15 protein-coding genes and 1 riboswitch are annotated in these 16,881 nt (G+C 74.2%); of the genes, 5 read left to right on the forward strand and 10 right to left on the reverse strand.

Going from position 1 to position 16,881, the window contains the following annotated elements; translation table 11 throughout:
• Positions 1 to 4: 4 nt before the first annotated feature.
• From OCU29_RS18770 to OCU29_RS18790, 5 genes are all read left to right on the forward strand, one after another.
• A complete protein-coding gene (locus OCU29_RS18770) occupies positions 5 to 1,192 on the forward strand; it encodes an exonuclease SbcCD subunit D (protein WP_261821120.1) in 1,188 nt (395 codons plus the stop codon).
• Positions 1,192 to 4,317, forward strand: coding sequence for an SMC family ATPase (locus OCU29_RS18775; RefSeq protein WP_261821121.1), 3,126 nt, complete (start codon positions 1,192 to 1,194; stop codon positions 4,315 to 4,317). Before OCU29_RS18770 ends, OCU29_RS18775 begins: the two co-directional genes overlap by 1 nt.
• A gap of 10 nt (positions 4,318 to 4,327) precedes the next feature.
• Entirely contained in the window at positions 4,328 to 5,866 is a 1,539-nt protein-coding gene (locus tag OCU29_RS18780; protein ID WP_261821122.1) for a TldD/PmbA family protein, read from the forward strand.
• Positions 5,866 to 7,281, forward strand: a complete 1,416-nt coding sequence (locus OCU29_RS18785) for a metallopeptidase TldD-related protein (protein WP_261821123.1) — start codon at positions 5,866 to 5,868, stop codon at positions 7,279 to 7,281. Before OCU29_RS18780 ends, OCU29_RS18785 begins: the two co-directional genes overlap by 1 nt.
• A 107-nt stretch (positions 7,282 to 7,388) precedes the next feature.
• Positions 7,389 to 7,937: a hypothetical protein gene (locus tag OCU29_RS18790; RefSeq protein ID WP_261821124.1), complete on the forward strand. Its 549-nt coding sequence runs from the start codon at positions 7,389 to 7,391 to the stop codon at positions 7,935 to 7,937.
• Between the two features lie 13 nt (positions 7,938 to 7,950).
• On the opposite strand, the gene gcvP is transcribed toward OCU29_RS18790, so the two are convergent.
• From gcvP to OCU29_RS18840, 10 genes are all read right to left on the reverse strand, one after another.
• Positions 7,951 to 10,767, reverse strand: coding sequence for an aminomethyl-transferring glycine dehydrogenase (gene gcvP / locus OCU29_RS18795; RefSeq protein WP_370463688.1), 2,817 nt, complete (start codon positions 10,765 to 10,767; stop codon positions 7,951 to 7,953).
• A gap of 162 nt (positions 10,768 to 10,929) precedes the next feature.
• Positions 10,930 to 11,039: riboswitch (glycine riboswitch) on the reverse strand.
• A 47-nt stretch (positions 11,040 to 11,086) separates the two neighbouring features.
• A complete protein-coding gene (locus OCU29_RS18800) occupies positions 11,087 to 11,668 on the reverse strand; it encodes a MerR family transcriptional regulator (protein WP_306799040.1) in 582 nt (193 codons plus the stop codon).
• A 232-nt stretch (positions 11,669 to 11,900) separates the two neighbouring features.
• Positions 11,901 to 12,374, reverse strand: coding sequence for a bifunctional nuclease family protein (locus OCU29_RS18805; protein WP_179616494.1), 474 nt, complete (start codon positions 12,372 to 12,374; stop codon positions 11,901 to 11,903).
• A gap of 60 nt (positions 12,375 to 12,434) precedes the next feature.
• Positions 12,435 to 13,127 carry a MerR family transcriptional regulator gene (locus OCU29_RS18810; RefSeq protein WP_179617499.1) on the reverse strand — a complete coding sequence of 231 codons (693 nt, stop codon included), beginning with the start codon at positions 13,125 to 13,127 and terminating at the stop codon, positions 12,435 to 12,437.
• Between the two features lie 57 nt (positions 13,128 to 13,184).
• Positions 13,185 to 13,745: an FHA domain-containing protein gene (locus OCU29_RS18815; protein WP_261821126.1), complete on the reverse strand. Its 561-nt coding sequence runs from the start codon at positions 13,743 to 13,745 to the stop codon at positions 13,185 to 13,187.
• A 109-nt stretch (positions 13,746 to 13,854) separates the two neighbouring features.
• The gene (gcvH, locus tag OCU29_RS18820) at positions 13,855 to 14,241 is read right to left on the reverse strand and encodes a glycine cleavage system protein GcvH (RefSeq protein ID WP_179616492.1); all 387 of its coding nucleotides are present in this window, start codon (positions 14,239 to 14,241) and stop codon (positions 13,855 to 13,857) included.
• A gap of 31 nt (positions 14,242 to 14,272) precedes the next feature.
• The gene (locus tag OCU29_RS18825) at positions 14,273 to 15,031 is read right to left on the reverse strand and encodes a DUF881 domain-containing protein (protein ID WP_218876364.1); all 759 of its coding nucleotides are present in this window, start codon (positions 15,029 to 15,031) and stop codon (positions 14,273 to 14,275) included.
• Positions 15,024 to 15,356, reverse strand: a complete 333-nt coding sequence (locus OCU29_RS18830; RefSeq protein WP_179616491.1) for a small basic family protein — start codon at positions 15,354 to 15,356, stop codon at positions 15,024 to 15,026. Before OCU29_RS18830 ends, OCU29_RS18825 begins: the two co-directional genes overlap by 8 nt.
• Positions 15,353 to 16,264, reverse strand: coding sequence for a DUF881 domain-containing protein (locus OCU29_RS18835; RefSeq protein WP_261821127.1), 912 nt, complete (start codon positions 16,262 to 16,264; stop codon positions 15,353 to 15,355). Before OCU29_RS18835 ends, OCU29_RS18830 begins: the two co-directional genes overlap by 4 nt.
• A complete protein-coding gene (locus tag OCU29_RS18840) occupies positions 16,257 to 16,856 on the reverse strand; it encodes a CDP-alcohol phosphatidyltransferase family protein (protein WP_179616489.1) in 600 nt (199 codons plus the stop codon). The genes OCU29_RS18835 and OCU29_RS18840 overlap by 8 nt, the downstream gene beginning before the upstream one ends.
• Positions 16,857 to 16,881: the final 25 nt, after the last annotated feature.

Raw genomic sequence — 16,881 nt, forward strand, 5'->3', positions numbered from 1 at the left:
TGCCATGCGCATCCTCCACACCTCCGACTGGCACCTGGGCCGGTCCTTCCACCGTGAGGGGATGCTCACCCACCAGGCCACCTACCTCGACCACCTGCTCGAGGTCGTCGAGGCCGAGCGGGTCGACCTCGTGGTGGTCGCCGGCGACGTCTACGACCGGGCGCTGCCGCAGGTCGACGCCGTCCGGCTGGCCGACGACACCCTGGCGCGCCTGGCGGCCTCACGGGCCCGGGTCGTGATCAGCAGCGGCAACCACGACTCCGCCCGCCGGCTGGGCTTCAGCGCGCGGCTCATCGACTCGGCCGGGGTGCACCTGCGCACCGACCCGGCGGGCGTCGGCACCCCGGTGGTGCTGGGCGACGAGCACGGCGAGGTGGTGGTGCACGCGCTGCCCTACCTCGACCCCGACGCGGTCCGCGAGCCGTGGGGCCTGGGGGCCCGGTCGCACGCCGCCGCCCTCGGCGAGGCGATGCGCCGGGTGCGCACCGACCTGGCCGCACGCCCGGGCGCCCGGTCCGTGGTGCTGGCGCACGCCTTCGTCGGCGGCTCGGGCGACGCGGTCCAGGCCAGCGACTCCGAGCGCGACATCAGCGTCGGCGGCGTCTCGCTGGTGCCCACCTCGCTGTTCGAAGGCGTCGACTACACCGCCCTGGGCCACCTGCACGGGCGCCACGTGCTCACCGAGACCGTCCGCTACTCGGGCTCGCCGCTGGCCTACTCCTTCTCCGAGGCCGACCACCGCAAGGGGTCGTGGCTGGTCGACCTGGGCCCCGGCGGCGTGCGCTCCACCGAGTTCGTCGAGGCCCCGGTGCCCCGCCCGCTGGCCCGGCTGCGCGGCACGCTCGAGGAGCTGCTGGGCGACCCGTCGCTCGAGCGCCACGAGGGCTCGTGGGTGCAGGCGAGCCTCACCGACGCCGACCGCCCGGTCCAGGCCATGGACCGGCTGCGCCGCCGCTTCCCGCACACCATGGTGCTCACCTTCGAGGGCCGGGTGCCCGGGCTGGGTGCGCTGCCGGCCCGGCCCAGCGCCGGGCGCAGCGACCACGACGTCGTCGCCGAGTTCGTGCGCACCGTGCGCGGCACCGCCCCCAGCGACGACGAGGCCGCGCTGCTGCGCGAGGCCGTCGACTCGTGCTGCGAGGACTCCACCGCCGACCCCGTCGAGCGGGTCGGCGAGCGGGGGGTCGGCTGATGCGCCTGCACCGCCTCGAGATCACCGCCTTCGGCCCGTTCCCCGACACCGTCGAGGTCGACCTCGACCGGCTCTCCGAGAGCGGGCTCTTCCTGCTCACCGGGCCCACCGGCGCCGGGAAGACCAGCGTGCTCGACGCGGTGTGCTTCGCCCTGTACGGCGACGTGCCCGGCGACCGGGCCGGGGCCAAGCGGCTGCGGTGCGACCAGGCCGCCCCCGGGGTGGCGCCCCGGGTCGAGCTCGAGCTGACGCTGTCGGGGCGCCGCTTCCGCCTGGTGCGCTCACCGGCGTGGGAACGAGCCAAGAAGCGCGGCACCGGCACCACCACCGAGCCCGCCCACGTCGTCGTCTCCGAGCGTCGCGACGGCGGGTGGGAGACCCTCTCGACCCGCCTCGACGAGACCGGCCACCTCATGGGCGAGCTGCTCGGGATGAACCTCGTGCAGTTCACCCAGGTCGCGCTCCTGCCGCAGGGTCGCTTCCAGGCGTTCCTACGTGCCCGCTCCGACGAGCGGCACCGCCTGCTCCAGCAGCTCTTCCGCACCGGCCGGTTCGAGCAGGTCGAGGCCTGGCTCAAGGAGCGGCGCACCCGCCTGCGCCGGGACTCCCAGGAGGTCGAGGAGCAGGTCGCCGACCTGGCCAGCCGGATTAGCGAGGCAGCCCGCGCCGACCTGCCCGGCACCGTCGCACCGGGGGCCGACGCGGCAGCCGCCGCCGAGCCCCCCGACCTGGGCCTGCTGGCCGACGACGGCAGCCTCCAGGCATGGGCCGACGACCTGGCCGGCACCACCAGCACGGCGCTGTCCGCACGTCGCCAGGAGCTCGAGCAGCTCGCTGGCGTGGAGCGTCGCGCCGCCCACGACCTCGAGGTCGCCCGCGAGCGCGCCGCGCTGCGCGAGCGCCACCGGGAGGCGCTCGTCGAGCACGACACCCTCGTGGCTGCGAGCGACCGGCACACCCACGACCTCGAGCGGCTGGACCGGGCACGACGAGCCGCCGCCGTCGTCCCCCTGGGCGGGCTGGCCCGACGGGCCCGCGCCCGGGTCGAGGAGGCCCGGGCCCACGCCGGGTCGGCCGCAGCGACGGCGGCCGGCGTGCTGGGCGCCGACCACCCTCTCGACGACCCCGCGGCCCTGGCGGCGACCCACCGGGAGGCTCGCGCCGCCGTCACCACCCTCGAGACCCTGCGACCGCGGCTGCGCCGCCTGCACGAGACCGGCGCCCGGCTCGAGGACCTGCTCCGGCAGCAGACCCGCGACGCCCACCGGGTCGAGGAGCTCGAGGTGGACCTCCACCGGCTGCCCGGCGAGGTGCACGCCGCCCGCGAGGCGCTGGCCTCGCTGCGCGACCGGGCGGAGCGGGCCCCCGGACTGCGCGAGCGCCTCGACGTCGTGCTCGCCCGCACGGCCGCCCACGACGAGGTCGAGCACCTCGTCGCCGTGGCCGCACAGGCCCGCAGCGAGTGGCTCGAGGCCCGCGAGCGCGCCGCGGCCGCCCACGAGCACCTCCTGGCCGTGCGCGAGGCACGCATCGAGTCGATGGCCGCCGAGCTCGCCGGCGCCCTGGTCGTGGGTGGCTGCTGCCCGGTGTGCGGCTCCGACGAGCACCCCACCAAGGCGGTCGCCGCGCCCGGCGCCGCCGACGCCGGGTCCGAGCGCGCCGCCCAGCGCGCCCTCGACGACGCCAAGAGCCACGAGCACCTGCTCGACACCCGGCACCGCGACCTGCTCACGCGCCTCGAGGTCGCTCGCGAGCGCACCGGCGGCGCGACGCGCCAGGAGCTGGCCGAGCAGTCCGAGCAGCTGCGGGCCGACCTCGCGGGTGCCCAGGCCGCCGCGACCGAGCAGGCCACGGCCACCGAGCGGCTCGACCTGCTCGAGGCGACCCTCGCCACCACCACCCAGCAGCACACCGCGCTGGTCGCCGCCTGCACCGGGCACCAGGCCGGCGCCGCGGCCCTGCGCCACGAGCTGGAGGCCACCCGCGCCGACGTCGCCGCGGCGCTCGCAGCCGCCGACCACGACCTGCGCGACGAGCACGGCGAGCCCGACCCCGACACCGACACCGACCACCTCGCCCGGCAGCTCGAGGCCCTCCTGGAGCACCACCACGTCCGGGCCGCGGCCGCCGACGACCTGGTCTCGGCCCTCGAGGCGCTCGCCTCCACCGAGCAGGCGGCGCTCGAGGCGACCCGGGCGGCCGACGACGCCGCGGCCCACCACGACTTCGCCGACACCGGCGCCGCCGAGGCGGCGTACGTCGACGAGGCGGGGCTGCGGGCGCTGGAGCAGCGCACCGCCGACCACCAGCGCCGCCTCGACCGGGTCGAGCAGGTCCTCGCCGACGTCGCCGACCGACTCGGGGACCTGCCCCCGGAGCCGGAGGGCGAGCCCGACGCGGCCGCGGCCGTCGCGGCCCGGCAGGAGGCCCACGCCCGCGCGCGGCGGCGCGTCGAGGAGGTCGGCGCCGAGGTCGCCACCCTCGCGGCCCGCCGCGACCGGCTCGGCGGGCTCACCCTCGACCTCGCCGAGCGGCTGCGCGCCTGGGCGCCGTTGCGTCGCGACCTGGCCCTGGCCACCCGGCTCGGCACCTTCGTCGAGGGTCGCTCGAGCGACAACCACCTCCAGATGCGCCTGTCCGCCTACGTCCTGGCCTACCGGCTCTCCCAGGTGGTGGCCGCGGCCAACGAGCGCCTGGCCCGGATGTCGGAGCACCGCTACAGCCTCGAGCACACCGCCCAGCGGGGTGCGGGCGAGACCCGCGGCGGGCTGAGCCTGCGGGTGCGCGACGACTGGTCGGGCGAGGCGCGGGACCCGGCGACGCTGTCGGGCGGCGAGACGTTCGTGGTCTCGCTGGCCCTGGCCCTGGGGCTGGCCGACGTCATCACCGCCGAGGCGGGCGGGGCCGAGCTCGACACGCTCTTCGTCGACGAGGGCTTCGGCTCCCTCGACGCCGACACCCTCGAGGACGTCATGGACGTGCTCGACTCGCTGCGCGAGGGCGGCAGGGTCGTGGGCGTGGTCAGCCACGTCGCCGAGATGCGCGACCGGATCCCCACCCAGCTGCGGGTCCGCAAGTCGCGCAGCGGCTCGACGCTGGCGGTCGCGGGCGCCGCGATCGGCTAGGTTCACGCCCATGAGCCGGCCCAGCCTCGACGCGACCTTCCAGGCCCTGCCGCACCGCCGCCTCGGCGAGGTGGCCCTGGCCCGCGCCGCGGAGCTCGGCGTCAGCCACGCCGACTTCCGCTTCGAGCGGGTGCGCTACCAGGACCTCACCGCCCGCGACGGGGTGCTCCAGGCCGCCGACGACTCCGTCGACGTCGGCTTCGCCGTCCGTGTCGTCCACCGGGGCGCCTGGGGCTTCGCGTCCGGCGTCGTGCTGACCGAGCCGGAGGCGCGCAGCGTCGCCGAGCGGGCCGTCGCCGTCGCCGAGGTCGCCGCCACGATGACGAGCACGCCGGTCGAGCTGGCCCCCGAGCCGGTCCACGACGACGTCACCTGGGTCTCCGACTACGAGGTCGACCCGGTCGAGGTGCCGACGGCCGAGAAGGCGGCGGTCCTGGTCGAGTGGACCCGCCGGCTGCGCGAGCACGCCGCGGTCGAGCACGCCTCGGCCTTCCTCAGCGCCGTGCGCGAGAACAAGTACTACGCGGACCTGCACGGCACCCGCACCACCCAGCAGCGGGTCCGGCTGCAGCCCGGCTTCGAGGCGATGGGCTCCCACGGCGACGTCTTCGACTCGATGGCCTCCCTCGCGCCCCCGGTGGGACGCGGCTGGGAGTACGTCACGGGCTCGCCCCAGGTGGCCTGGGACTTCGACACCGAGGTCGCCGAGGTGCCCGATCTGCTGGCCGAGAAGCTCGCCGCGCCCGGCGTCGAGGCGGGCCGCTACGACCTAGTCGTGCACCCCTCCAACCTCTGGCTGACCATCCACGAGTCCATCGGCCACGCCACCGAGCTCGACCGGGCCCTGGGCTACGAGGCCAACTACGCCGGCACCTCGTTCGCCACCTACGACCAGCTCGGCACCCTGCGCTACGGCTCACCGGCGATGAACGTCACCGGCGACCGCACCTCGGTGCACGGGTTGGCGACCACCGGCTACGACGACGAGGGCGTCGCCGCCCAGGAGTGGGACATCGTCTCCGACGGTGTGCTGGTCGGCTACCAGCTCGACCGCTCGATGGCCGCGATGAAGCCCGAGCTGGCCGGGCCCGAGCACCCCCGCGGCCGCTCCAACGGCTGTGCGTACGCCGACTCCCCCGGCCACGTGCCGATCCAGCGGATGGCCAACGTCTCCCTCCGGCCCGACCCCGACGGGCCGGGGACCGACGAGCTGATCGGCCGCGTCGAGCGCGGCATCTACGTCGTCGGTGACCGGTCGTGGTCCATCGACATGCAGCGCTTCAACTTCCAGTTCACCGGTCAGCGGTTCTACCGCATCGTCGACGGCGAGCTGGCCGGCCAGGTGCGCGACGTCGCCTACCAGGCCACGACGACCGAGTTCTGGGGCTCGCTCGAGGCGGTCGGCGGTCCGCAGACCTACGTCGTGGGCGGCGCCTTCAACTGCGGCAAGGCCCAGCCGGGCCAGGTCGCCTCGGTGAGCCACGGCTGCCCGACCTCGCTCTTCCGCGACGTGCGGATCCTGAACACCACCGAGGAGGCGGGTCACTGATGACCTCCCCGAGCCACGCCCCCCACGTCACCACCCCGCAGTCGCTGGTCGAGCAGGGCCTGGCGGCCAGCGTCGCCGACGACTGCGTGGTCGTCGTGCGCGACACCACGAGCGCCAACCTGCGCTGGGCCGGCAACACGCTGACCACCAACGGCGTGATGCACCGGGTGCACGTCAGCGTGGTCTCCTTCGTGCGCGGCCCGGGCGGCACCGCCACCGGCACCGTCTCCTCGACGGCGACCACCCAGGCACAGGTCACCGAGCTCGTGCGGGCGGCCGACGCCGCGGCTCGTGCCGCCGAGCCGGCCGAGGACGCCGCCGACCTGGTGCCCGCGCGGGTCTCCCCCGACTGGGAGGACGCGGCGGTGCCCACCGACATCCACACCTACGACGCCTTCGCCCCGGCGCTCGGCGAGGCGTTCGGCCGCGCGGGCGCCGAGGGCCGGGTGCTCTACGGCTTCGTCAACCACGAGATCACCACCACCTACCTGGGCTCGACGACCGGGCTGCGGCTGCGCCACGTCCAGCCCACCGGCCACTACGGCTGCACCGGCAAGGACGCTGCCCTGACCCAGAGCGCCTGGGTCGGCGGGGCCACCCGTGACTTCGGCGACGTGGACGCGCTGGAGATGGACGCCGCGGTGGCCCGCCGGCTCGCCTGGGGCGCCCGGGGTCGCCACGAGCTGCCCGCGGGGCGCTACGACACCATCCTGCCGCCGTCGTCGGTGGCGGACCTGATGATCTCGGCCTACTGGTCCGCGGGGGCCCGGGTGGCCCACGAGGGGCAGTCGGTCTTCAGCGGCCGCGGGGGCGGCACGCGCATCGGTGAGCAGGTGGCGTCCGCGGGGGTGCACCTCTTCTCCGACCCGCTGCACCCGGGGCTGGAGTGCGCGCCCTTCGTGACCGCCGGCTCGTCCTCCAACGATACCTCGGTCTTCGACAACGGCCTCGCCCTGGGCCGCACCGACTGGATCCGGGACGGCCGGCTCGAGGCCCTGGGCCAGACCCGGCACTCGGCGCGGCTCACCGACCAGCCGGTCACGCCGTACGTCGACAACCTGGTGCTCGACGTCGACGGCGGCACCGGCCGCGTCGACGACCTGGTCGCGAGCACCGAGCGGGGCCTGCTGCTGACCTGCCTGTGGTACATCCGGGAGGTCGACCCCCAGTCCCTGCTGCTGACCGGCCTCACCCGCGACGGCGTCTACCTCGTCGAGGACGGCGAGGTCACCGGCCTGGTCAACAACTTCCGCTTCAACGAGAGCCCGGTCGACCTGCTGCGCCGCTTCTCGGCCGCGTCGGCGAGCGAGCCGAGCTTCAGCCGGGAGTGGGGCGACGACTACTTCAGCCGCACCGTCACCCCGGCGCTGCGGGTGCCGGACTTCAACATGTCGAGCGTGTCGCAGGCCATGTGACCCGCTGGGGAGCCAGGTGGGGTGGGCGTGCAACCGACCCGGGCCCCCGTGCGTACCCACGCTGAGAACCCGCCGACCCGGCGGGACACCACAGCGAGGAGTGCACCATGCGAGCAACCACCCACCCCGTCCCGACCACCCGCGCCGCGCTCGTGCTCGGCGCCACCGGCCTGGCCCTGACCGGCTCCCTCGCGGGCGTCGCGCCGGGCGCCCACGCCGAGGACCCCGGCGCCGGCAGCACGACCCACGAGGTCGGCCGGGTGCTGGAGTGCACCGGCAGCTGGCTGCGCCGCCCCGTCATCGCGACCGTCTACGAGAACCGCGGTCTCCTCAACGAGGTCGTCGTGCAGGTCGGCGACGGCCCGCGCGAGGTGAGCGCCGCGGTCACGCGGGAGCGCCGGTTCGTGCGCGACGGACGGGTCCGGGCCCGGCTCGACCTCGACGGGCGCACCGCCCGGCTGAGCGGCACCGTGGCCCGCAACGGCCAGCGCTCCACCGTGCACGAGGAGTACGACGACGCCGGTGAGCACGTCGTCGTCGACGGCGTGCACCGCGGGCTCGACACCGACCTCGCGCTGGTGTGGCGCGGACGGGGCACCAGCCTCGACTGCACCGGCTTCGCCTACGACCTGCAGGTCACCCGCACCCCGGCGTGAGGAGGGCGGCCCGCTACTCGGCGAAGGCCTCCAGCGGAGGGCAGGCGCAGACCAGGTTGCGGTCGCCGTAGGCCTGGTCGATGCGGGCCACCGGCGGCCAGTACTTGTCGGGGTCGACCCCGGTGGGGAAGACACCGAGCTCGCGGTCGTAGTCGCGGTCCCACTCGCCCACCAGGCAGCGGGCGGTGTGCGGAGCGCCCCGCAGCGGCGAGCGCTCCGGGCTCCACTCCCCCGCGGCCACGCGGTCGATCTCGCCCTTGATGGCGATCATCGCCTCGCAGAACCGGTCGATCTCGGCCAGGTCCTCCGACTCGGTCGGCTCCACCATGAGCGTGCCGGCGACGGGGAACGACATGGTCGGGGCGTGGAAGCCGTAGTCGACCAGCCGCTTGGCGACGTCGTCGACGCTGACGCCGGTGTCCTTGGTCAGGCCGCGCACGTCGAGGATGCACTCGTGGGCGACCAGGTCGCTGTGGCCGCGGTAGAGCACCGGGAAGTGCTCGCCCAGGCGCGCCGCGACGTAGTTGGCCGAGAGCACCGCCGAGGCGGTGGCCCGGGTCAGGCCCTCGGCGCCCATCATCCGCACGTAGGCCCACGAGATCGGCAGGATGCCCGCCGAGCCGTACGGCGCCGCGGAGATCGGGCCGATCCCCTCGCGCTTCCCGGCCTCGGGGTGCAGCGCGTGCGAGGGCAGGTAGGGCGCGAGGTGGGCGCGCACGGCGACCGGGCCGACGCCGGGGCCGCCCCCGCCGTGCGGGATGCAGAAGGTCTTGTGGAGGTTGAGGTGCGAGACGTCGCCGCCGAACTCACCGGGCTTGGCGTAGCCGAGCAGGGCGTTGAGGTTGGCGCCGTCGACGTAGACCTGGCCGCCGTGCTCGTGCACCACCCGGCACAGCTCGGTGATGGACTCCTCGTAGGCCCCGTGCGTGGAGGGGTAGGTGACCATGATGGCGGCCAGGTCGTCGGCGTGCTTCTCGCACTGCGCGCGCAGGTCGTCGAGGTCGACGGAGCCGTCGGCCCCGGCCTTGACGACCACCACCCGCATCCCGGCCATCACGGCCGAGGCAGCGTTGGTGCCGTGGGCCGAGCTCGGGATCAGGCACACGTCGCGCCCGGTGTCGCCGTGGGCGCGGTGGTAGCCGCGGATCGCCAGCAGCCCGGCCAGCTCGCCCTGAGAGCCGGCGTTGGGCTGGATGGAGACCCGGTCGTAGCCGGTGACCTCGGCGAGCCACTCCTCCAGCTGTCCGACCAGCTCGCGGTAGCCCTCGGCGTCCTCGGCCGGGGCGAAGGGGTGCAGGTCGGCGAAGCCCGGCAGCGAGACCGGCTCCATCTCGGTGGTGGCGTTGAGCTTCATCGTGCACGAGCCCAGCGGGATCATGCCGCGGTCGAGGGCGTAGTCGCGTGCCGAGAGGCGGCGCAGGTAGCGCAGCATCTGGGTCTCGCTGCGGTGCAGCGAGAAGACCTCGTGGGTCAGGTAGTCGGTGGTGCGCAGCAGCGCCTGCGGCAGCGCGTCGTCGGTGGTGCGGTCGAGGGCCTCGACCGCCGCGTCGTCGATGGCCGGTGCCGTCACCCCGGTGCCGTCGGTGCCGCGGGCGAAGGCCTGCAGCACGCGCACCAGGGTGGAGACGGTCGTGGTCTCGGAGGTGGAGATGCCCACGGTGTCGGCGTCGGTCAGGCGCAGGTGCAGCCCCAGCTCGCGGGCGGCCTCGACCACGTCGGCGGCCCGTCCGGGCACCGGCACGGTCAGGGTGTCGAAGAACTCCTCGTGGGCGACCGGGTGGCCGGCCTCGCCCAGCGCGGCCGCCAGCACCGCGGCGTAGCGGTGGGTGCGGGTCGCGATCGCCCGCAGCCCCTCGGGACCGTGGTAGACGGCGTACATCGAGGCGACGACGGCCAGCAGCACCTGCGCGGTGCAGATGTTGGAGGTCGCCTTGTCGCGGCGGATGTGCTGCTCGCGGGTCTGCAGGGCCAGGCGGTAGGCCGGGCGGCCCTCGGCGTCGACGGAGACCCCGACCAGGCGGCCGGGCAGGTGCCGTTCGAGGCCCTGCGCGACCGACATGAAGCCGGCGTGCGGGCCGCCGTAGAACAGCGGCACACCGAAGCGCTGCGAGGAGCCGACGACCACGTCGGCGCCCATCGAGCCGGGCGACTCCAGCAGGGTCAGGGCCAGCAGGTCGGCGGCCACCACGGCCAGGGCGCCCCGCTCGTGGGTCTCCTCGATGAGCGGGCGGGGGTCGAGCACCCGGCCCGACGCGCCGGGGTACTGCACCAGGACGCCGCAGAGCTCGCCGTCGGGGAGCCCGGAGGACAGGTCGGCGACCACCACGTCGATGCCCAGCCCCTCGGCCCGGGTGCGCACCACGTCGATGGTCTGGGGCAGGGCGTCGGCGTCGACGACGAAGGGGCCGCTGGCCTTGCGGTTCCCGCGGCGCACCAGGGTCATCGCCTCGGCCGCCGCGGTGCCCTCGTCGAGCAGCGAGGCGTTGGCGGTGGGCAGGCCGGTGAGGTCGCCGACCACCGTCTGGAAGTTGATGAGCGCCTCGAGGCGGCCCTGGGAGATCTCGGGCTGGTACGGCGTGTAGGCGGTGTACCAGGAGGGGTCCTCCAGCACGTTGCGCCGCACCACCGGCGGGGTGGTCGTGGCGTGGTAGCCCAGCCCGATCATCGCCTCGGCCGGCCGGTTGGCGGCGGCCAGGGCACGCAGCTCGCGGGCGGTCTCGGCCTCGCTCAGGGCCGGCGGCAGCGCCAGCTCGCCGGCCTGGCGGATGCCGCCGGGCACGGCGGCGTCCATCAGCGCGTCGAGGGAGCCGAAGCCGAGCCGGTCGAGCATCGTGGTGACGTCGTCGGGGCGCAGGCCCACGTGACGGTCGACGAAGGGCGACGCAGAGTCGAGCTGGGTGAGCGTGGGGCGGTCTGACACGGTGGCGGGCTCCTCGGGAGTGGTCGTCCGGGCGCCTCCCCCTCTGTCACGCGCAGCGCGCTCCAGAGTTGCCTGGCCCGCGCGGTCCTGGCGCCTGAGAGGTTCCGGGGAGGAATTGCCCCTTCGGCGCCCCGGTACGCCGCCGTGGTGGCCGGCTCCGGGGACTCTCCCGCACGGGATGGTCAGCGGGCCCCAATCTACTACCCCGGGCCCCGGGCAGGTGCGTGGGTCAGCCGGCGCTGCGCGCGGCGCGTCGTGCCGCCAGCTCGTCGCCGGCCCCGCCCGCGGACTCGTCGTCGGCCGCGGTGCGCTCGCTGGGCAGCTCGGCCAGGGTGCCCTCGATCTCGCGCCAGACACCGCCGATGGCGATGCCGAAGACGCCCTGCCCGCCCTGGAGCAGGTCGATGACCTCGTCGTTGCTGGTGCACTCGTAGACCGAGGCGCCGTCGCTCATCAGGGTGACGCGGGTCAGGTCGTCGGTGCCGCGCTCGCGCAGGTGCTGGACCGCGGTGCGGATCTGCTGCAGCGAGATGCCGGCGTCGAGCAGGCGCTTGATCACCTTGAGGATCAGGATGTCGCGGAAGGAGTAGAGCCGCTGCGAGCCCGAGCCCTTGGCGCCGCGCACGGTGGGCTCGACCAGCCCGGTGCGGGCCCAGTAGTCGAGCTGGCGGTAGGTGATGCCGGCGGCGTTGCAGGCCGTGGGCCCGCGGTAGCCGGTGTCGCTGGGCAGCGGCGACACGTCGTCGGTGAAGAGGAGTCCCTGCTCGTCGGCGGCCTCAGCCGCAGCGGCGGCGTCGCGGTTCGTCCGCAGCTCCTGCTCGTGCTCGTTCACGCGGTCCTCCGTGGGTCTACTCCGCTTTGGGCGTAACCCCCGGGGAAGGAGATGCGGTGCCGGGGCAACCACAACGGTGGAGTTACAACGAAGACGACTTCAAGGTATGCCTCCCGGGGACCGGGGTCAAAGACTCCAGCGGCGTGTCGCAACCCTCAACCTGAGGTTGAGGGTGAGGCGACCGGGCTCATTCCTGGCACTGCGCCTGGCCCTACTCCTGGGGAGCGTCGAAGTCCTCGGGCGTGACGTGGTCGAGGAACTCGCGGAACTTCTCGACCTCGTCCTCCTGCTCGGCCGGCACGGCGAGCCCGGCCTCGTCGAGGACCTCCTCGGAGCACACGATGCGGGTGCCGGTGCGCAGCGCCAGCGCGATCGAGTCGGAGGGCCGGGCGCTGACCTCGGTGCCGGAGCCGAGCACGAGGGTGGCGTAGAAGACCCCGTCGCGCACGTCGGTGATGCGGACCTCGACCAGCTCGTTGCCGGTGGCCTCGAGCACGTCCTTGAGCAGGTCGTGGGTCAGGGGCCGTGGCGGGGTCACCCCCTGCTGGGCGAAGGCGATCGCGGTCGCCTCCACCGCCCCGATCCAGATCGGGAGGTAGCGCTCCCCCGTCACCTCGCGCAGCAGCACGATCGGCTGGTTCGAGGGCATCTCGACCCGGACTCCCATGACATCGACTTCGCGCACATGATCACCTTACGCCGCAGGTGATGAGCCCGCGCGGGGCCCGGGTGCCGCGGGAGGGGCTCAGCGCAAGCCGGCCTTGACCAGCGTGGCGTGCAGGCGCACCGAGAGCGCCGCGATCTCGGTGACGGCCTCGGCGGCACGCCCCTTCGCGCCCGCGTCGCGACCGCGCTCCATCGGTGCGACCACCTGCTGCACCAGGCCGACCTCGCGGTCGGCGGCGGTCTTGAAGGCGCGCAGGTGGCGCGGCTCGAAGCCGAAGTCGGCGAGCTCGCGGGCGGTGCGCGCGATGACCAGCGCGTCGGTGTCGTAGTGACCGGTGCCCGGGCGCGCGCTCAGCAGCCCGAACTGCTCGAGCTGGTCGAGCAGCTCCTCGGTGATCTCGGCGACCTTGACCAGCTCGCGCCGCGAGAGGCGCAGGTCGTCGCGCCGCGCGAACGACGCCGCGCTGGGCAGGCCGTCGGCGGCCAGCGCCACCGACGGCACGGTCGGCACCACCGGTTCGATGGGCGGCGGCTCGAGGCCGCGGTCGATGGCGTCGAGGTGCTCACCGATGACCTTCAGCGGCAGGTAGTGGTCGCGCTGCATCCGCAGCACGTAGCGCAGCCGCTCCACGTCACCCTCGGAGAACTTGCGGTAGCCCGCGGGCGTGCGCTCGGGCTTGATCAGCCCCTTGTCCTCGAGGAAGCGGATCTTGGGGATCGTGACCTGCGGGAAGTCGGGTCGCAGCAGGTCGAGGACCTGCCCGATGTTCATCCGAGCGCGCGAGCCGCCTGTGGCCGTGTCGACCGGGACCGGACCGGGGACCACGGCTCAGCCGCCCTCGTGCCCCGAGAAGAAGACCAGCCGGTACTTGCCGATCTGGACCTCGTCACCGTCGCTGAGCCGCACCCGGTCGATGCGGTCGCGGTTGACGTAGGTGCCGTTGAGGCTGCCGGCGTCGCTGACGCTGAAGCTCGAGCCGCTGCGGTGGAACTCCGCGTGGCGGCGCGAGACGGTGACGTCGTCGAGGAAGATCTCGCTGTCGGGGTGGCGACCGGCGGTGACCACGTCGGCGTCGAGCAGGAACCTGCTGCCCGAGCCGGGGCCCTTCTGCACCACCAGCAGCGCGTGGCCGGCCGGCAGCGCGTCGACGGCCGCGGCGTCGACGGCGGTGAGCTGGCGGTCGGAGGTCTCGATCCGGCTGCCCTCGCCGGTGCCGGAGGCGCTCATGGCGCCGGCCTGCAGGGAGATGGTCGCGGTCGACTCCCCCGGGCCCTCGCCGGCGGCCTGCTCGCCCTGCGGGGCGTCGGCGCTCACCAGGCGGGTGCCGCACTGGGAGCAGAACCGTGCGTCGTCGGGGTTCTTCCTGCCACACGCGGTGCAGAACGGCATCGCTGTCTCCTCCTGTACGACGGGCGCCAACCCTCACCACCGGCTGGAGGGTGAAGGTTGGCCCGAACCTACCAGTCCGACGGGGCCGGGCAAGCCGGACCGGGGCGGCTCATCCCTCGAGCGAGGCCTCGTACGCCGCGGCGTCCATCAGCGAGTCGAGGGCACCGGCGTCGGCGGGCACGACCTCGAAGAGCCAGCCACCGCCGTAGGGGTCGTTGTTGACCAGCTCGGGGGTGGCGTCGAGCGACTCGTTGCGGGCCACGACCTCGCCGCTGAGCGGCGCGTAGATGTCGCTGACCGACTTGGTCGACTCGAGCTCGCCGCAGGTGCTGCCGGCCTCGAGGGCCTCGCCGATCTCGGGCAGCGACACGTAGACGATGTCACCGAGGGCGTCCTGGGCGTACTGGGTGATGCCGATGCGCACCGACCCCTCGTGCTCGCCGGGGCTGCGCACCCACTCGTGCTCGCTGGTGTAGGACAGGTCGTCGGGGTACATGGCGTCTCCTCTGGCTGGCGGTGCGCGCAGGCTACTGCGCGTCCTGGGGGCGGGCGAAGTCCGGCTCGACGGGGTCGGCCACGGCCTCGATGTCGATCGAGGCCAGCTCGGTGATCTCGACCTCGGCGCCCTCGTCCTGCAGGTCCACGCGGGGGCCCTCCAGGATGGTCATCGCGTTGGTCAGCGCCGACGGCGGCCCGATGACGTCGAAGACGTACGGCGCGGCGAGCACCTGCCCGTCGACCTCGAGCCCGCCGACGACGTCGGTGAAGGCGCTCTGCGCGACCAGGCGCACCTGGCCGTTGACCTGGATGGCCTCGGCCCCGGCCACGCGCAGGCTCTGGACCATGTCGACCACGGTGTCGGCGTTGACCGGGGCGGTGACCTCGCTGATCGTGATCCGCACGCCGGGCCCGCGCACCGGCACCAGCCCCGCGAGGATCGCGAGCGTGTCGGCCTCCGACTGCGCCTGCTGCAGGGCCGTGCGCTGGTCGGCGCTGTCGGAGGCCAGCTGGTCGCGGGTGGACTCGAGCCGCTCGATCTCGGCGCGGGCGCGCTGGCTGGTGCCGGCCAGGCCGTCGAGCACCGCGATCAGGTCCTCGTCGCGGTAGCCGGCGTAGGTGTCGTCGGCCTCGGTCGAGCGCACCTGCACCACCGCCGCGAAGGCGACCAGCGCCAGCAGCACCGCCACGACCACCTGGTTGCGGCTGGGGGTGCGCAGCGCCCGGAGCAGCCGGTTGCGCCCCGACTCCGGCACGTCCGAGCGGGTGCGGTCGTCGAGGTCAGGCATGGAAGAGGTGTCGCCGGATGGCGGCGGCGTTGGAGAAGATCCGGATGCCCAGCACCACGATGACACCGGTGGTCAGCTGGTTGCCCACGCCCAGCTTGTCACCCATCCACACGATGGCCGCCGCGATCACGACGTTGCTGACGAACGAGATCACGAAGACCTTGTCGTCGAAGATGCCGTCGAGGTAGGCGCGCAGGCCGCCGAACACGGCGTCCAGCGCGGCGACGACCGCGATCGGCAGGTAGGGCTCCATCGAGACGGGCACGTCGGGCTGGAGGACCAGGCCGAGCACGATGCCCAGCAGCAGACCGAGGGCGGCGATCATCGGGGACCCTCCTCGTTCTCTGCGCGCGGCTCGTCGGCCGTCAGTGGTTCGGCCGACAGGAGCGTACGACGTCGGGCCGCGGGCAGCCTCACGGAGGTCAGCGTCTCCTGGGTGTAGCCGAAGCCGAGGGCCTGCGCGACGTTGATCAGCGCGCTCCCGCTGGCGCTCTCCTGGAAGCGGGCCAGCAGGCTGCGGCTGTCACCGATGGCCGTCACGACGTACGGCGGGGCGATCGGCATCGAATTGACGTTGACGACCACCCCGGAGTTGCGGATCGCGCTGAGCGCGGTGAGCCGCTGGCCGTTGACGGCCACGGCCTCGGCGCCGGCGAGCCACAGGGCGTTGGCGGCCTTCTGCAGGTCGATGTCGCGGATCAGGTTGTCGCCGACGGCCGGGTTCTCGAGGGTGATCCGCACGCCCTCGCCTTGGACCGCGAGGTAGCCGGTGTTGACCTGGAGGCGGCGCAGCCGGCTCTGCGCCTCCACGGCGGTCTCGGTGAGCCGGGCGACGTTGGCGGTGGCCAGCTCGTTCTGCTCGCGCAGCTCGACGATGCGGTCCTGGAGGTCGGAGACGGTGGCGCGCCGGTCGTTGATCCGCTCGACCAGGGTCGCCCGCCCGGCGCGGTCCACGTCGGCGTCCTGGGCGGTCTGCACCGCCGCGGTGGTGACCAGGATGCCGAAGGCCGCGACCACGACGGCGGCGGTGCGGTGCGGGCGGGAGCGCGAGGAGGGCAGCTGGCCGCGCCCGCGTCGCTCCGCGACGTGGAGGTAGTCCTCGTCCATCGACTGCTGGGTGATGAGCGTGAGCAGGGGCATCGTCACCCGGGGCGGCAGCGCGTCCCGGGCCTCGGTGGCCTCGGCGGACTCGCTGGACCCCGCGGTCTCGCTGGCCCCGCGCTCGTCAGGCACGGGTGGTGCTCCGGCGCTCGGTGGTGGCCAGCAGCCGCCTGACCTGCCAGGCGTACAGGACCCCCGCCCACCAGTAGAGGCCGATGCCCCACAGCGCGAAGGACCAGCCGAAGACCTGCGCGAGCGTGGCGACGGCCCCCTCGCCGTCGCCCAGCAGCAGCAGCGGGAAGGCGTAGAGCAGGTTGAAGGTGGCGGCCTTGCCCAGGAAGTGCACCGGCAGGGAGCTGTAGCCGCGGGTGCGCAGCAGCGGGACCAGCCCCCACATCAGGGCGTCGCGCAGCGGCAGCGAGACGGCCATCCACCAGGGGATGACGTCGCGCAGCGCGAGCCCGACGACCACGGCCAGGATGTAGAGCCGGTCGGCGACCGGGTCGAGAACCTGGCCGAGCACCGAGGTCTGGCCCCAGCGGCGGGCCAGCCAGCCGTCGAGGAAGTCGGTGATGCCGGAGACCACGAGCAGCGCCAGGGCCCAGCCGTCGGCCTCGGGGCCCAGGACGAGCCACAGGAAGACCGGCACCCCGGCCAGGCGCAGGGCGCTCAGCGCGTTCGGGAGCGTCCAGACCCGGCTGCTGCGCTCAGCGTCGTCCACCACAGCTGTCTGCACTCCACCGTCTGGG

It is taken from the genome of Nocardioides sp. OK12, assembly GCF_024341885.1.
Lineage (GTDB): Bacteria > Actinomycetota > Actinomycetes > Propionibacteriales > Nocardioidaceae > Nocardioides > Nocardioides marinisabuli.

Excerpts from the sequence above, each read along its gene's own strand:
- OCU29_RS18770 (WP_261821120.1), top strand. The coding sequence starts at position 5 with ATGCGCATCCTCCACACCTCCGACTGGCACCTGGGCCGGTCCTTCCAC.
- OCU29_RS18775 (WP_261821121.1), top strand. The coding sequence starts at position 1,192 with ATGCGCCTGCACCGCCTCGAGATCACCGCCTTCGGCCCGTTCCCCGAC.
- OCU29_RS18780 (WP_261821122.1), top strand. The coding sequence starts at position 4,328 with ATGAGCCGGCCCAGCCTCGACGCGACCTTCCAGGCCCTGCCGCACCGC.
- OCU29_RS18785 (WP_261821123.1), top strand. The coding sequence starts at position 5,866 with ATGACCTCCCCGAGCCACGCCCCCCACGTCACCACCCCGCAGTCGCTG.
- OCU29_RS18790 (WP_261821124.1), top strand. The coding sequence starts at position 7,389 with ATGCGAGCAACCACCCACCCCGTCCCGACCACCCGCGCCGCGCTCGTG.
- gcvP (WP_370463688.1), bottom strand. The coding sequence starts at position 10,767 with ATGCTCGACCGGCTCGGCTTCGGCTCCCTCGACGCGCTGATGGACGCC.
- OCU29_RS18810 (WP_179617499.1), bottom strand. The coding sequence starts at position 13,127 with ATGAACATCGGGCAGGTCCTCGACCTGCTGCGACCCGACTTCCCGCAG.
- OCU29_RS18815 (WP_261821126.1), bottom strand. The coding sequence starts at position 13,745 with ATGCCGTTCTGCACCGCGTGTGGCAGGAAGAACCCCGACGACGCACGG.
- gcvH (WP_179616492.1), bottom strand. The coding sequence starts at position 14,241 with ATGTACCCCGACGACCTGTCCTACACCAGCGAGCACGAGTGGGTGCGC.
- OCU29_RS18825 (WP_218876364.1), bottom strand. The coding sequence starts at position 15,031 with ATGCCTGACCTCGACGACCGCACCCGCTCGGACGTGCCGGAGTCGGGG.
- OCU29_RS18830 (WP_179616491.1), bottom strand. The coding sequence starts at position 15,356 with ATGATCGCCGCCCTCGGTCTGCTGCTGGGCATCGTGCTCGGCCTGGTC.